At 63.1% G+C, this 15371-nt stretch carries 15 protein-coding genes; 6 read left to right on the top strand and 9 right to left on the bottom strand.

The features are described 5' to 3' along the window. Positions 1-12: 12 nt before the first annotated feature. Entirely contained in the window at positions 13-144 is a 132-nt protein-coding gene (locus AC6JA3_RS21290) for a keywimysin-related RiPP (RefSeq protein WP_235036171.1), read from the bottom strand. Positions 145-444: 300 nt separating this feature from the next. On the opposite strand from AC6JA3_RS21290, the gene AC6JA3_RS21285 reads away from it, so the two are divergent. Then, positions 445-1032, top strand: coding sequence for a recombinase family protein (locus AC6JA3_RS21285; RefSeq protein ID WP_081733323.1), 588 nt, complete (start codon positions 445-447; stop codon positions 1030-1032). Between the two features lie 19 nt (positions 1033-1051). On the opposite strand, the gene AC6JA3_RS21280 is transcribed toward AC6JA3_RS21285, so the two are convergent. Then, entirely contained in the window at positions 1052-1216 is a 165-nt protein-coding gene (locus tag AC6JA3_RS21280; protein WP_155854590.1) for a hypothetical protein, read from the bottom strand. 193 nt (positions 1217-1409) lie between these two features. After that, positions 1410-2765 (bottom strand): uracil-xanthine permease family protein, encoded by a 1356-nt coding sequence (locus AC6JA3_RS21275; protein ID WP_026540916.1) that lies wholly within the window; start codon positions 2763-2765, stop codon positions 1410-1412. Positions 2766-3020: 255 nt separating this feature from the next. On the opposite strand from AC6JA3_RS21275, the gene AC6JA3_RS21270 reads away from it, so the two are divergent. Next, on the top strand, positions 3021-3626 hold the full coding sequence (locus AC6JA3_RS21270; RefSeq protein ID WP_026540915.1) for a malonic semialdehyde reductase: 606 nt from the start codon (positions 3021-3023) through the stop codon (positions 3624-3626). A 109-nt stretch (positions 3627-3735) separates the two neighbouring features. On the opposite strand, the gene AC6JA3_RS21265 is transcribed toward AC6JA3_RS21270, so the two are convergent. Then, positions 3736-5208 (bottom strand): MFS transporter, encoded by a 1473-nt coding sequence (locus AC6JA3_RS21265; protein WP_026540914.1) that lies wholly within the window; start codon positions 5206-5208, stop codon positions 3736-3738. Between the two features lie 105 nt (positions 5209-5313). On the opposite strand from AC6JA3_RS21265, the gene AC6JA3_RS21260 reads away from it, so the two are divergent. After that, positions 5314-5973, top strand: a complete 660-nt coding sequence (locus AC6JA3_RS21260) for a TetR/AcrR family transcriptional regulator (RefSeq protein ID WP_202900163.1) — start codon at positions 5314-5316, stop codon at positions 5971-5973. 445 nt (positions 5974-6418) lie between these two features. Here the strand turns inward: AC6JA3_RS21260 and pgm are convergent, their stop codons facing one another. Both pgm and AC6JA3_RS21250 read right to left on the bottom strand, forming a co-directional pair. After that, entirely contained in the window at positions 6419-8092 is a 1674-nt protein-coding gene (gene pgm, locus AC6JA3_RS21255) for a phosphoglucomutase (alpha-D-glucose-1,6-bisphosphate-dependent) (RefSeq protein WP_347782241.1), read from the bottom strand. A 286-nt stretch (positions 8093-8378) separates the two neighbouring features. Further along, a complete protein-coding gene (locus AC6JA3_RS21250; RefSeq protein ID WP_026547188.1) occupies positions 8379-9134 on the bottom strand; it encodes an SDR family NAD(P)-dependent oxidoreductase in 756 nt (251 codons plus the stop codon). A gap of 217 nt (positions 9135-9351) precedes the next feature. On the opposite strand from AC6JA3_RS21250, the gene AC6JA3_RS21245 reads away from it, so the two are divergent. After that, positions 9352-10050 (top strand): DUF4190 domain-containing protein, encoded by a 699-nt coding sequence (locus AC6JA3_RS21245; protein WP_347782240.1) that lies wholly within the window; start codon positions 9352-9354, stop codon positions 10048-10050. Between the two features lie 89 nt (positions 10051-10139). On the opposite strand, the gene AC6JA3_RS21240 is transcribed toward AC6JA3_RS21245, so the two are convergent. The 3 genes from AC6JA3_RS21240 to AC6JA3_RS21230 are packed head-to-tail and all read right to left on the bottom strand — an operon-like array spanning position 10140 to position 13866. Then, entirely contained in the window at positions 10140-11639 is a 1500-nt protein-coding gene (locus AC6JA3_RS21240; protein ID WP_026540909.1) for a peptide MFS transporter, read from the bottom strand. A 54-nt stretch (positions 11640-11693) separates the two neighbouring features. Next, positions 11694-13097: an amidase gene (locus tag AC6JA3_RS21235; protein ID WP_347782239.1), complete on the bottom strand. Its 1404-nt coding sequence runs from the start codon at positions 13095-13097 to the stop codon at positions 11694-11696. 25 nt (positions 13098-13122) lie between these two features. After that, positions 13123-13866 carry a Type 1 glutamine amidotransferase-like domain-containing protein gene (locus AC6JA3_RS21230; protein ID WP_026540907.1) on the bottom strand — a complete coding sequence of 248 codons (744 nt, stop codon included), beginning with the start codon at positions 13864-13866 and terminating at the stop codon, positions 13123-13125. A 155-nt stretch (positions 13867-14021) separates the two neighbouring features. Here AC6JA3_RS21230 and AC6JA3_RS21225 point away from each other — a divergent pair, with 155 nt between their 5' ends. Both AC6JA3_RS21225 and pheA read left to right on the top strand, forming a co-directional pair. After that, the gene (locus AC6JA3_RS21225; protein ID WP_026540906.1) at positions 14022-14348 is read left to right on the top strand and encodes a rhodanese-like domain-containing protein; all 327 of its coding nucleotides are present in this window, start codon (positions 14022-14024) and stop codon (positions 14346-14348) included. A 33-nt stretch (positions 14349-14381) separates the two neighbouring features. Further along, a complete protein-coding gene (pheA, locus tag AC6JA3_RS21220) occupies positions 14382-15314 on the top strand; it encodes a prephenate dehydratase (protein ID WP_026540905.1) in 933 nt (310 codons plus the stop codon). Positions 15315-15371 lie beyond the last annotated feature (57 nt).

Here is a 15371-nt window from a genome sequence, read left to right as displayed (position 1 = left end):
TCTGTACTGCTATCAGCCGATGTCGACCTTAACGAATGCCCGACCGCCGAAGATGTCGCGCCAGCGTCCGAACCAAACACCGTTTGTCACTTCACGGAACGAACCCACCCGCGCTACACGCGGAGCAGAATAGTTGCTTTTCATCATCATCCCTCCTCCCTAGGTGATAATTACACGGCCACTTTGCCGGTTGTAACTCGAGTATCACTTCTGGTCGACAATGTGACAAGAGACATCAAGGACTTTCTTAAAATTGTTTTAGTTTCTAATTTCGCTGTGTCATACTGGCGTGGCAGATCCTGTGTTTCCAGTCATGGCAGAGCCGCGGATGCGCTTTCCAAAAGTCATTATCGGGCACCTGTGAGCGCCGTGTATCTACTGGGCATATTTACGGATACGCATGTGTCAAAACCCAATACGGTATTCAAATGGTTTCAACTCAAAATGGGGGTTTTTGGGAAATTGGAAAGACTCAATATTTCTATTGGTTACGCCAGGGAAAGCAACTTTGGTCCGTCCCTTGCGGATCAGGTCCAAGTGCTCAAAGCGGCCGGCGCCGTGGATGTCTATGAGGAGCGTGCAACCGGGGCAACTGAGCTCAGGGAGCAATGGCGGGCCTGCTTAGAGGCACTCAAGCCAGGGGACTCGCTGCTGGTGAGTGACCTGACGAGGCTGGGACGCAGTACCTCGGACTTGGTGGGCATCATTGCGCTGCTGGCCGAGCGGAGCGTGACTTTCCGGGTAGTGGCGGAACCTTGGTTGGATACCGGAGGCCAGCACGGTCGGGTGATCCTCGGGTTGTTCGAATCCATAGCGAACTATGAACGCAGCAGGTTGTCCGAGCGAACCACGGTGGGGCTCGCGGCCGCCCGGGCCCTCGGGCGCCTTGGTGGGCGGCCACCGGCGATGACCCCGCACAAATTGGAAGCGGCGCGGAACCTCAGGAGTAAGAAGATGACTCTCAGCGAGATTGCTGACACGTTGGGAGTCAGTACGTCCACAGTCGCAAGGGCCTTGAGTGGTCCACTGTAGGCCATGGTGATCGGCGGGCTCAGTACCCCAGCTGCTCGCGCAATGCCGTGAGCTGGTGCGACGATTCCACGGCCTGCTCGTGATCCACGGAAACCAGCGCCTGAACCAGGACGTCACTCAGCACGATCGACGGCAACGCCTCCGTGTGCGGCGCAGGGTTCAACTTGTCAGCCAGGTCATGCAAAAGGATTCAGGCTCATCCTTCAGTAGGACGATGGGTTCACCAACCGAGCCTGGTGCGAAGACGACCACCACATCCTGGCTCCCAAGCTGGAGCAGAGCATCCGCGAGATCCGTCGCTGGCAATGCATCGTGCGCCTGCCGATTCTGTTACGGCGCAGTGCCACGTTCAGTGCGTGCAATCCTGAAGGGCAACCCTACTTCCCCTTCTTCCCGCCCCGCTTAGCCGCAGCGTTCATCGCCGACTTCACCGCAGGCGGCAGCCCCGCGGGCTCGGTCTCCGGCTCAGCCACGGTCCCGCGCCAGCGAGCCAGCCCTTTCATGCCGTGGTAGATCACCAGGGCAGCAGCGGAACCCAGAGCAATACCCGTGAACTTCAGCTCGCCAATGGTCCAGGTGTAGTCCGCGATGCCGATAATCAGGGCAACAGCAGCGGTGGTCAGGTTGATCGGGTTGGAGAAGTTGACCTTGTTCTGCACCCAGATCTTCACACCGAGCACGCCGATCATGCCGTAGAGCATGGTGGCGGCGCCGCCCAGGACACCGGCCGGGACGGTGGCGATAAGTTCGCCGAATTTCGGGGAGAAGCTCAGCAGGATGGCGAAGATACCGGCCACCCAGTAGGCCGCCGTCGAGTAGACCTTGGTGGCGGCCATGACGCCGATGTTCTCCGCGTATGTCGTGGTACCGGAACCGCCGCCGAACCCGGCAAGTACCGTCGCGGCACCGTCGGCCATCAGCGCGCGGCCGGAGACGCCGTCGAGGTTCTGGCCTGTCATCGCGGCCACCGACTTCACGTGCCCCACGTTCTCGGCAACCAGCACCAGGACCACCGGAACAAACAGCCCCACCACACCTATGTGGAATTCGGGGGTCTGGAACAGGGGCAGGCCGATCCATGCGGCGGCGTCCATCTTTTCGTAGGACACCTCGCCGCGCATCATCGCCACGAGATACCCCACTACGACGCCCACCAGGATGCTCAGGCGACCCAGAATCCCGCGGAACAGGACGGAAACCAGGATGATCGTGACCAGTGTGATGAGCGCGGTGACAGGTGCGGCGTCGAAATTATTCTTCGCTGCCGGTGCCAGGTTCAGGCCGATCAGCGCCACAATGGCGCCCGTGACGATCGGCGGCATCAGCCGGTTGATCCATTCCGCGCCAAATTTCTGGACCACCGCACCAATAAGCGCCAGTACGACGCCGGCAAGCACCACGCCGCCCAGGGCGCCACTGACGCCGTACTGCTGCTGGGACGCCATGATCGGGGCGATGAACGCGAAGCTCGAACCCAGGTAGCTGGGCACCCGGCCCTTGGTAATTATGAGGAACAGTAGAGTGCCGATGCCGGAGAAGAGCAAGGTGGTGGCCGGCGGCATGCCCGTGATGATGGGGACCAGGAACGTCGCGCCGAACATGGCCACCACGTGCTGCATGCCGATGCCGATGGTCAGGGGCCACGCGAGCCGCTCGTCGGGTGCAACCACGTGGCCTGGGCGAATGGACTTGCCGTTACCGTGGAGCTTCCATTTCATGCCGAGCATGCTCATGGCGGGGCCTTCCTCAGAAGAGTGTTGGGATTCGGTGCAACATTACCGCCATTGCGGGGCCCGCTCTACGCGCCTCGCGCACCGAATTAAGCGCAAAGCGGGCCTCGCAACGCAAGGAAACGACACGCGGAGTCACGCTGTGTGCTCAACGTCACGGGCCGTCATGGGAAGAGGACAAGGGAACTTGAAGTTGCAACCATGGAAAGCAGAAGTGCCCGGCCGGCTCAGGGTCAGGCCCAGCGAAAGGTTCACGAAATGACGATCGCCCACGAAGAAGCAGTCATTGACGCCGCAGCAGTCGACGCCATTTTTGCCGAAGCCCGTACCGCCAACAGCTTCGCCGGTGAGGTCACCGAGGAGCAGGCCCGCGCCATCTACGAGCTCACCAAGTTTGGCCCCACGGCCTTCAACTCCCAGCCGCTCCGCGTGACATATGTCCGCTCCGATGAGGCCCGAGCCAAGCTGGTTGACGCACTTTCCCGCGGCAACCAGGCCAAGACCGCTTCCGCTCCGCTGGTCGCCATCCTCTCTTACGACACCGACTGGCAGGGGCAGTGGGACAAGTTCCTTCCCGAGTACGGCGCGCCCAAGGCGATGTACGACGCCGATCCCGCTTTCGCCGCTGCTACTGGCAACAACAACGCTCATTTGCAGGCCGGATACTTCATCCTGGCTGTGCGCTCGCTCGGTTTCGCCGCCGGCCCCATGACCGGTGCGGACTTCTCCGCGATCGACGCCGAATTCTTCCCGGCCGGCGACCAGAAGAGCTTCCTGGTGGTCAACATTGGCCAGCCCGGCCCGGACGCATGGGGCGAAGCCAAGCCCAAGTTCGCTTACGAAGACGTTGTCCGCACCGTCTAAGTTTCGCTCCGTCCAAGTCCGCACCATCTAAGTCCGCACGGCCCAAGTTCTCCGCAGCAAAAACGCCCGCTCACTGTCCTGTGAGCGGGCGTTTTTGCGTTGCTGGAGGTTAGAGGGCTTCGTCGAAGTCGTCGATACCGGCCGCCTCGGCGTTCTGGCGACGCTTCACCCGGGAAGGTACAACCAGCGCTGCGAGGAGCGCCAGCACGCCAACACCTGCGGATACCCAGAAGCCGATGGTGAAAGCATCGTCCGCCGGTGCGCCCTGAGGGGTGATGTTGGAGGAGATGAGGGCGGCGATGACTGCCGTGCCGATGCTGCTGCCGATGGTGCGCAACACTGTGTTGGCGCTGATGGCTTCCCCGGTCTGGGTTGCGGGAACACTCTCCACAATCGCATTGGAGGTGGCGGCCAGAGCCATGCCGATACCTATGCCCGTGAGAATGCCCGAGACCACGATCTGCCATTCCTCACCATGTCCCAGAGCCGGAATGATAAAGGCGACTGTGACGGCAACCGCGCCGAGGATCATGGGGATCTTTGGCCCCACCTTCCGGATGAGGGCACCTGCAACGACGCCGGAAATCACCATGGCGACGACGGTCGGCAACAGATAAATACCGGCCTCGCTGACAGTCTTGCCGAACCCGTAGCCCAGGACCGTTGGGAGCTGCAGGATCGTGGGAACCAGGACGAACGTGCCGAACATTGCAAAGCCGAACGCCAAAGCGACGATATGGGCGGTCCACACGCCGCGGTTGCGGAACAGCCGAACATCGATCAGTGGTTCCGCCACCCGCAGTTCCACCAGCACAAAGGCGATCAAAGCGATGCCGCCACCGATGAGCAGGCTGACGGTTTTGCCGTCTCCCCAACCCCAGGTTTGGCCTTCGCTGATGGCCAGAAGTACGGCGACAAGTCCTACGGAAAGGATGCCTGTCCCGAGGAGGTCAAGTTTGCCGGGTGTCTTTACGGGAGATTCGGGCATGCCGAAGATCGCCCCCAGGAGGGCGATAACCACCAAGCCCGCAGGAAGCCAGAACAGCCAGTGCCAGGACAATGCTTCAACAATCGGGCCGGCAGCCACGATTCCAACTCCGGCCCCGATGCCAAAGATGGCGGACAGGAGGCCGATGGTGACGCTCACGCGTTCCTTCGGAAGCTCATCGCGGACGATGCCAATGGACAGTGGCATCACTGCACCTGCCGCGCCTTGAAGCACGCGGCCAATGATCAGCACTGTCAGGTTGGGCGCAAGGGCAGCCAGTACAGCGCCGACCAGAAGCAGTGAGAGGACAACTATCAACACTTTGCGCTTGCCCACCATGTCACCCAAGCGGCCAAGGATCGGGGTCAGCACCGAAGCGGAGAGCAAGTAAGCGGTGAGCACCCAGCTCGCATCGCTCGTAGCCACGCCAAGGTCCCGCCCAATGGTGCCCAAAGCGGGTGCCACGAGGGATTGCAGGACTGCGAAGGAGAGGCCGCCGAGGGAAAGGTAGGCGATGATCGCCGAACCGCGCTTACGGTGGGCCTCCGTACCAGGTGTTGGTGCGCTTGCGGCGCGCTCAATGGTGCTGGACATGGTTCTCCTCGGCATGTAAACGGTTGATTACATTGACTCTAAATCCAATTGGTTGCTCATGTCAACAATCGTTTACTTGTCGATTGGCCGGGCTAGAGTGGGGGAGTGGCTAAGCAAGCAGCAAAGACTCCCGACGGCGCAGGTTCAGTGGCGGACGACGAACTGGTCCGTTCGGGTCGGGACTCGGACATTACGCGGCGTGCGCTGGTTCGCGCTGCCCGACGGCGCTTCGCTACCGAGGGCTACCGTGCCACGACAGTCCGGCATATTGCAGCAGATGCAGGAGTCAATGTAGCCCTCATCAACAGATATTTCGGCTCGAAAGAGGGCCTCTTCGAAGCGTGCATGAGCCGCACGGTGGACGAGCTGGATCCCCAAACCCGGCAATCTGCAGCAAGCGTGGACGAAGTCATCGCCCGGCTCCTGGCACACGTTGTCCAGGCTCCGAACGCGGACGACCCCCTGCAACTCCTGCTCCTGCTCCGCTCATCCGGTGACGAAAATGCCGACGCGATCCGCCGCAGGACTTTGGAACACTTCACCGAGCAACTGGCCGCGGCGGCAGGTTGGACTCCCGGTGACCCCGATTCGCAACCACTTCTTCTCCGGGCCCAGATGGCCATCGCGTTGATGCTCGGGCTGGTAATGCTGCGGACCGCCACGGAGGTGCAGCCTTTGGCCTCCTCGTCGGCGCAGCAACTCACCGAACCGCTTGAACAAGTCCTGCGGATCCTGCTCGACACCCGGATCCACCCAACCCACTAGACCCTCTCGCATATCCCCTGGGCATAAGCCAAGCCCTCTCTCAGGTCCCCCGGGTTGGGGCCGGACGGTCTCTCAGGTCCCCCGGGTTTCAGACGAACCCTCTATCACCTGCGTTTGGAACCGTTGGACCCGCCCCTACGATCGGCCGTCCTGACAACCCATCGGACCAGCAAGGTCACTGCCACGATAACCACGATGGCTACAACCAGCAGGATGAGTAAAACCAGGACGTGCCATGCCTCAAGCCTCATCGTTTTCCCCCAAGTAGTGGATGTCTATGCCCCGACTCCAGCGGCAGGTGAGAGAGGGCTCGCGTGATGTCCGGGGGTTGTGGGAAAGGGCTCGCCGCAGACCCCGGGGGTTGTGGGAGAGGGCTCGCCGCAGACCCCGGGGGATGTGAGAGAGCGTGGGGCTGGAACCCCCGGGGACGTGAGGTAGCGTGCGGCTAGGCGATGACCCCGTCGACCAGCGCCTTGGCCTCTTCCTGCACCTGCTTCAAGTGGTCCGCGCCCTTGAAGGACTCGGCGTAGATCTTATAGACGTCCTCGGTGCCGGAGGGGCGGGCCGCGAACCAGGCGTTCTCGGTGACCACTTTCAGGCCGCCGATCGAGGCGCCGTTGCCGGGGGCCTCGGTGAGCTTGGCCGTGATCTCCTCGCCCGCAAGGGACGTGGCGGTGACGTCAGCAGCGGAGAGCTTGCCCAGCTTGGACTTCTGTTCCCGGGTAGCTGCGGCGTCAATGCGGGCGTAAACGGGTGCGCCGAACTGATCGGTGAGGCCCTTGTAAAGCTGTGACGGTGAGGACCCTGTGACGGCCGTGATCTCGGACGCCAGCAGCGCCAGGAGGATGCCGTCCTTGTCCGTGGTCCACACGCTGCCGTCGAGCTTGTTGAAGGAAGCGCCGGCGGATTCTTCGCCACCGAAAGCCCCTTCGCCGGAGAGGAGGCCAGGCACGAACCATTTGAAGCCCACGGGGACCTCAACCAGCTTGCGGCCCAAACCACCGGCAACGCGGTCGATGATCGAGGATGACACCAGGGTCTTGCCCACCACGGACTCCGGGTTCCAGCCGCTGCGGTTCCGGTACAGGTAATCAATGGCAACGGCGAGGTAGTGGTTCGGGTTCATCAGCCCACCCACTCCATCAACAAGAGGCGTGACGATGCCGTGGCGATCGGCGTCGGCGTCGTTACCGGTAGCGATGTCGTACGCGGCGGTGCCGTTGGCGCCGGCGGCCATGCGCTGAATAAGGGACGCCATGGCCGACGGCGACGAGCAATCCATGCGGATCTTCTCGTCCCAGTCGAGGGTCATGAAAGCCCACTGCGGGTCGACGGTGGGGTTCACGACCGTGAGGTTGAGCTGGTGGCGCTCGCCGATCTCACCCCAGTAGTCAACGGAGGCGCCGCCCATGGGGTCGGCTCCGATGCGGACGCCGGCGTTGCGGATGGCGTCAAGGTTAAGCACAGACGGGAGGTCGTCCACGTAGCTGCTGAGGAAATCGAACTTGCCGGTGGTGTCGGCAGCAAGGGCATCGTTCAAGGGGATGCGCTTGACGCCGCGAAGGCCGTTCTCAAGGAGCTGGTTGGCGCGGTCGGCAATCCATCCTGTGGCATCCGTGTCCGCCGGGCCGCCGTGGGGAGGGTTGTACTTGAAGCCACCGTCGCCTGGCGGGTTGTGGCTGGGGGTGACCACGATGCCGTCGGCCTGGGGGGTGCCCGGCGCCGCTTCGCGGTTGTATTTGAGGATTGCGTGGCTCAACGCCGGCGTCGGGGTGTATCCGTGGCGGGCGTCCACCAGGACCGTCACACCGTTGGCGGCCAACACCTCCAAGGCGGAGTTCTGTGCCGGCTCGCTCAGCGCATGGGTGTCCCGGCCGATGAAGAGTGGACCGGTGATGCCCTGGCGGCCGCGGTATTCAACGATTGCCTGGGTGATCGCAAGGATGTGCGGCTCGTTGAACGACGCCTTCAAACTGGATCCGCGGTGTCCCGACGTTCCAAATGCCACGCGTTGCGCGGGATCGCCCAAGTCCGGAGTTACGTCGAAATACGCGTCCAGCAGGGCTGTGATGTCAACAAGGTCCTGGGGAAGGGCAACTGTGCCCGCTCGGCTAGCCATGGGGTCCAGCATGCCAGACCTTGGCGTCAGCTGACACGACATGTCCGGGATCCGGCCCCTGTGACGCCGAAAGGCGATGTTACGGCAGGACAAAACCGCCAAGCCTGCAAAGATTCATTCCCCGTTCAGACCGCACCTTGGTGCAGCTGTTCCCGCTTGGCGCGCCGCTCGTAGGCCCTGGGGCGCACCTTTCGCGCGATTCGCTCCAGAGGTTGCGGGCCCGATCGGGGGTAACGGTGGCGAAAAATCCACCCTTACCCCCGGCCGGAGCACTTCGATAGCAGTGCTAGACGGCGGTGTACCCGCCGTCGACCAGCACGTAGGAGCCAGTCATGAAACTGGCCTTGTCCGAGAGCAGGAACGTGGTGACGTTCGCGACTTCCTCGGCCGTGCCCAAGCGGCCAAGCGGGTGCTTGGCTTCAAGTCCGCTCACAACTTCCTTCGGAGCAGCAGCCAGCAACGGAGTGTCGATGTAGCCCGGGCCGATGGCGTTGACGCGAAGACCCTGCGCGCCGTATTCGGCTGCGGCGTTCTTGGTCAGGCCAACTACGGCGTGCTTGGCGGCGGTGTAGGCGGCGTTGCCCGGAGCAGCGACCGCGCCATGGATGGAGGCCATGTTCACAATGGCACCTTCAGAGGCGCCGGCGGCAAGGATGGCGGGGATCTGGTAGCGCATGCCGTACAGGACGCCGCTCAAGTTGATGGCAATGACCCGGTCCCAGTCTTCGATGTCGACGTCGCCAACAGGCGCACTGGCACCGCCGATCCCGGCGTTGTTCACGGCGTAGTTGAGGGCCCCGTAGGTTTCCACGGCGAAGTCGACCGCCTTCTTGCTGTCCTCAGCCACCGCTGTGTTTCCCTGGAACGGGACTGCAGTGCCGCCGTCGGCCGTGATCTCGTTGGCCACCCGGGTGGCGGCGTCGAGGTTCACATCCGCAACCACCACGTTGACGCCGTTCTTTGCGAGGTCCTTGCTGATCGCTTCCCCAAGTCCTGAGCCGCCGCCGGTGACGAGCGCGGTCTTGCCTTCGAAGTTACCCATGATTCCTCCTTCGCGGGACGGATCCCGCCGATTTCTTTGGTGAGCGCTGCTTAAGTCGCTACTTTCATAAACCGAGTGGGACTCGAAAAAATTCCATGCTTTTGCATGAATCTTTGTGGATGGGCTGTTGTACCCATGGCTTTGGTGCGCGTTGCCTTATGTGGCGCCCCGGACGGCGGTAGTGTGGGGAGCAAAGACCACTTTCAGGGGGATTCCTATGTCAGATCAGCCATCCAAGGGCAACGAAGACAAGCCGGCGGGCTACGAACCGCCCCAGTACGTCCCGCCCGCACAGTTCAGCGCCCCCGAATCGAGCACGCCGGGCCACAGCACGCCGGGCGACACAACGCCGGACTACAGCGCGGGCCAATCCGACGCAGACCAGGGCGCCAACGCCACGCAGCCCCTCCCGCCGTACGAGCAGAGCGCGCACGGTCAAGACCCGTACACGCAGAACGCCCAGGGCCAGAACGACTTCTACTCGCAGCCGCAGCCGCCCGCCAGCACTTACACGCCGGGCGACTACAGCCAGCAGCCCGCTTCCCCGTACGGCCAGCCGCCCAGCCCGTACCAGCAGCAGGCATTCAACCAGCAGCCGTACGGCCAGCAGCCTTATGGTCAGCCGCAGTCACCCTACGGCCAGCCCGCGTACTACGCCATGCAGGCCGAGCCCAAGGGCCTGAGCATTGCCAGCATGTGCTGTGGAATTGCCATTTTTGTGGGCTTCGGATTCTTCATCCTTCCGCAGATCGCCGCAGTGATCCTGGGTCACCTCGGCCTCAAGCGCGAGCCCGCAGGCAAGGGCATGGCGATCGCCGGTTTGGTCATGGGGTACATCGGCATTGCGTTGACGGTGATCTTCGGCATTATCTTCTTCGCCGCGATCGGAGCCTCAACCAGCAGGTACAACTACTAAGCAAAAACGTACGACGGCGACCCTTGCCTCTGGTGGGAATCCCACCGGAGGCGAGGGTCGCCGTCGTTGGTTAACGTCAGCCGAGCGGGCTACCGGACGCCGCCCATCAGCTTCTTGATGGCCGGAGATGCCGCAGCCATGCCAACGGCCAGGACCACAGCCACGCCTCCAATGCCCAGGAAGTACGGGAGCTCATCCTTGGGGTTGTAGAGGCCTGCGAGGATGCCGGCGAGGGTGGTGCCGAGCGAGACGGACAGGAAGAACAAGGCCACCATCTGCGTGTGGAACGCCTGCGGGGCCAGCTTGGTGCTCACGGACAGGCCAATGGGGGAGAGGAACAGTTCCGCCAGGGTGAACATGAACAGGATGCCCACCAGAGCAAGCAGGGGCGTCTTGCCTTCGCCGGCCAGCGGGATGAACGCCAGGAATGCCAAGCCCATGATCAACAGACCCGCGGCGAACTTCAGCGGGGAGCTCGGCTGCTTGGAACCCAGCTTGGTCCAGAGGGCAGCCATGACGCCGGCAAAGATGATGATGAACACCGGGTTGATGGACTGGACCCAGGCCGCCGGCATTTCCCAGCCGAACAGGTTGCGGTCCAGCTTCTCCTGGGAGTACACAGCGATGAAGGTGAACTGCTGCTGGAACAGTGCCCAGAACCCGGCCGATGCGATGAACAAGGGGATGAACGCGATCACGCGCTTGCGCTCCACGCCGGTGACCAGCGGGCTGCGGAAGATCAGGAACAGGTAGACCACCGCGGCGCCGATTGCGGCGTAGGCCATGCTGCTGGCCAGGTTGTTGGCGTTGACGAGTCCCGTGCCGAGCAGGACGCCGATGATGACCAGGATGCCCAGGAAAATCAGGCCGTACTTGGTGCGGTCCTTTGACGGGAGCGGGTTGGGAACGCGGTGGGCTTCCTCGGGAAGGCGCTTGCGACCCAGCGAGTAGATGACCAGGCCGATCGCCATGCCCACGGCCGCGGCGCCGAACCCGACGTGGAAGCCGTAGCTCGTCTGCAGCCAGCCGGTCACCAGCGGGCCGATGAGCCCACCGATGTTAATGCCCATGTAGAAGATGGAGAAGCCGGCGTCGCGACGCTCGTCCTTCTCGCCATACAGGCTGCCTACAAGGGCTGTGGCGTTGGCCTTCAGGCCGCCGGAGCCGATGCCCACCAGCACCAAGCCCGCGATCAAGCCCGGAATGCCCGGCAGGAGTGCCAGCGCAATGTGGCCGGCCATGATCATGATGGCCGAGCCGAACAGGACCTTTTCGGAGCCGAAGAGACGGTCGGCGAGCCATGCACCGAGGATCGTCGACAGGTAAACGCCACCACCATACGCACCCACCAAACCAGCGGCGAGGCCCTGGTCGATGGAAAGGCCGCCCTGCTCGGCGGTGAAGTACATGTAGTAGAGCAGGATTCCCTGCATGCCGTAGAAGGAGAATCGCTCCCACATTTCCACGGAGAAGAGGCTGGCCAACATCTTTGGGTGGCCGAAGAATGACGTATCGCCCGCTGGCTTTGCGGACTCAGCCGTGGTTTGAGGTGTGCTCATTTTCTCAATGCTGGCACTGACTGCGGGCATTGTCACATCGATATATGCCCGAGGCAACCAGTTTCCATATGTTAGACAGCAGGTTCAGCGGTTCTCCAGGACCGCCGCGAGCTGAAGGAGCAGCAGCTCAGATCCCGGCATGCCAATGAGCTGGATCCCCAGGGGCAGGCCGCCATGGGTTGTGTGCACCGGGATGCTGATGGCCGGGAGTCCGCACACGTTCACCATGGAGGACCAGGGTGCGTATTGGCACTGCCGTTTGTAGTCCTCATCAGCGTCTCCGGCCCACTCGCTCGGCCAAGGCTCACCACTGTGGCCGCCACCGGTGAACCACCCGATCGGCCGTGGTGTTTGCGCCAAGGTGGGCATGAGCATGAGGTCCCAGTCCGAGTACTGCGCGATGGTGTCGTGCTCAAACTGCCGCAGGAACTGCAGGGCCTCGTTGACCTTCAACGCGCTCCGCTGCTGCGCACGACGCCGGAAAGTCCGGGTCAGCGGGGTCAGCAACGCCTCACGTTGGGGTGCTATCCGGGCGCTTCCGACGCCGGCGGTCCAGGCGGCCGTAAACGCTTCGGGATAGCGGTTGTCATAGCGGATTTCGGCTTCACCAACGCTGTGGCCCGCCTTTTCCAGCAGTTTGATCCCCAAAGCCAAGGCGTCCATGGCTTCCTGTTCGACCTCGAACGGGTAGGTACCGGCCCATGGGCTATCCAGGGTCACTCCGATTCTCAGGGCTTCGGGCGCCCGCCCAACATTGGCGAGGTATCCGCCGTCGGGTGCTTCATGCCGGGGGACCAGCGCGTCCATCAGCAGCGCCGCATCCGCAGCGGTCCTCGCGAGGGGGCCGGCGACAACGAGCTTGGCAGCATCGCCCGCGCCCGCACCGGACGGCACCAAGCCCCTTCCGGGTTTCAGGCCGACCAGCCCGCAGGCGCCGGCCGGAATACGGATGGAGCCGCCGCCGTCGGTCCCTGGCGCGAACGGAACAAGTCCCGCAGCAACCGCGGCAGCGCTCCCGCCGGAGGACCCGCCGGAACTGCGGCCCAAGGCGTGTGGATTGCGCGACGGCGGTGCCACGCGGTTTTCGCTGTAGGCGGTCAGCCCGAATTCCGGGACCTGGGTCTTGCCCAGGGAGATGACACCTTGGGCCTTCAGGCCTGCCGCAAGGGCACCGTCTTCGGGCGCAGGTTTGTGTTCCAACGCGGCGCTGCCATGGGTGGTGGGAACACCCGCAACGTCGGTGAGGTCCTTGAACGCGATCGGCATGCCGTGAAGTAGGGGGAGGTCTTCCCGGCGCCCTTCCTTCACCAGCCCGGCGTGCAGGTGGTCTGCTGCTGCGGCGTCAGCCAAGGCCTGGTCAGCTGTGACCGTGAGAAAAGAGCCCAGTTGCTTGTTCCGGGACTCGATGATCTCAAGGAAATGGGTAGCGGCCTCGCTGGCGGAGAGCTCTCCGGAGGCCAGGGCATCACGGAGCTCAACAGCCGTCATTCGCGATATGTCATGCACGTAAGGATCAGCCAAGGAAACGCGACTCCAACCGTTCCTCCACAGCAACAGCATCCACGCTCTCGCCGGCCCCTGCCGTCACCCGGAAGGCCGCTTTGTTCTTCACCTCGGACACCACCTCCACAAGTTCCGTGCCACGGTAAACCAGCCCCACCCCGTCGTCCGTGCAGTGCGTCTCGCCCAACGTGCCGTTGGCCACGAGCCGGTGGATGGCCGGTGCGCGCCGCAGTTCAGAGTCATAGTGGACTCCGTTTCCGTAGGGGAGGAAGCCGAGTGCGTTGGTGACAGGCTTGAGTTCAGGGCCAAAAGAATCGGTAACACCGCCCTGGTACCAACAGATGGAACCGGCGGAGACCCCGGCCAGCACCACGCCGCTTTCCCAGGCCTTTCGCAGGATTTCATCCAGTCCGTGGGCACGCCAGACCGCCAGCAGGTTCACCACTGAACCGCCATGGACCCACACCACGTCCTGCTCCAGCAGATGGGCTTCAGGATCCTCAATATTTGGCATGGTGAAAAGGTTGAGATGGCTGAAATCGAAGCCGGCAATGCGCGCAGCCTGGTCCATTTCGGCGGCCCACCAACGTTGGTCACCGGACGCCGTGCCGAGATGTGTGACGCGGGGCGCCCTGCCCGTGACGCCGGACAACTCCACGGCATAGTGCATCAAGTGGTTGAACTCGATCCTGGTGCGGCCGCCCGGCTTGTAGCCGCCGGATGTCGCCAGAATGGTGGGGTGCCCAGCAGCCATGGGGTACTCCTAACGCGCCAGTGGTGGGGGAGTGCTTGGCTCCCAGTCTTAGCTTCAGCGCGTCGGGAAGCAAGCTCGGTCCACCGGTGAAGTTACGGTGCCGTGTGCCGGGGACTAGGCTGGATCCTGGACTTAATCGATGGGAAAGGACCGCCATGAGCGACTTCGATACCGTGCCTGTGGGCGACATTCCGGCCGACGCCAGCATTCTGGACGTCCGCGAAGACTACGAGTGGGTGGCCGGCCATGCTGAGGGCGCCCGCCACATTCCCTTGGACCAGTTGCCTGCCCGCTTGGACGAGCTTGATCCTGACGACGACCTCTTTGTCATCTGCCGGACCGGTGGCCGCTCCTTCCGCGCGGTCCAGTGGCTGGTGGGCCAGGGCTACTCGGCAGTGAATGTGGCCGGCGGCATGGATATGTGGTTCGAGGCCGGAAAGCCAATGGTTTCGGACAACGGGTTGAAGCCGGTTGTCCTCTAGCCTTCGTATATAACCAGCAAGGAATATTTACAGATGACCGCAGTTACCTATACCTTCCTTGGCCCGGAGGGCACCTTCACCGAAGCCGCCCTCCTGCAGGTTCCCGGGGCTGCTGACGCTCATCGAATTCCTTGCACCAACGTCAACACAGCACTGGAACGGGTCCGTGCCGGCGAGGCTGACGCAGCCATGGTCCCCATCGAGAACTCGGTGGAGGGCGGGGTCACTGCCACCTTGGACGCGATCGCCACAGGCCAGGAGCTGCGGATCATCCGCGAGGCCCTGGTGCCCATCACCTTCGTGCTCGTGGCGAGGCCCGGCGTCGGACTTTCCGACATCAAACGAATCTCCACCCATGGCCACGCGTGGGCGCAGTGCCGCCTCTGGGCGGATGAGCACCTTCCGGACGCCGATTACGTTCCGGGATCGTCGACGGCGGCATCCGCCATGGGCCTGCTGGAGGACGACGCTCCGTATGACGCCGCCATATGTGGTCCGTTGGTTGCTGCAGGACAACCCGGCCTGAACGTCCTGGCTGAGGATATTGGCGACAACCCCGAAGCCGTCACGCGGTTCATCCTGGTGAGCAAGCCCGGCCTACTCCCGGACCGGACCGGCGCGGACAAAACCACGGTTGTGGTCCCGTTGCCGGAGGACCACCCCGGCGCCCTCATGGAAATCCTGGACCAGTTCGCCTCCCGCGGCGTGAACCTCAGCCGCATCGAATCAAGGCCCACGGGGCAGTACCTGGGCCACTACTTCTTCAGCATCGACGCTGATGGCCATGCCACGGATTCACGCGTAGCGGACGCCCTCGCGGGCCTCCACCGCATCAGCCCGGCAACGCGGTTCCTGGGGTCCTACGCCCGGGCCGACAAACAGCCGGCAGTGGTAGCTCCGCACACTTCCGACGCCGCTTTTGCCTCCGCACACGCGTGGGTTGAGTCGATCCTGAAGGGTTCCTAGCCACCTGTCCACAAGCGAAGCGTCTGCCCTTTCGCAAGGATGCTTCTGTGCGTATGC

This window comes from Arthrobacter sp. TmtSoilC79, assembly GCF_059739405.1.
This window is presented reverse-complemented; position numbering and strand designations above follow the sequence as displayed.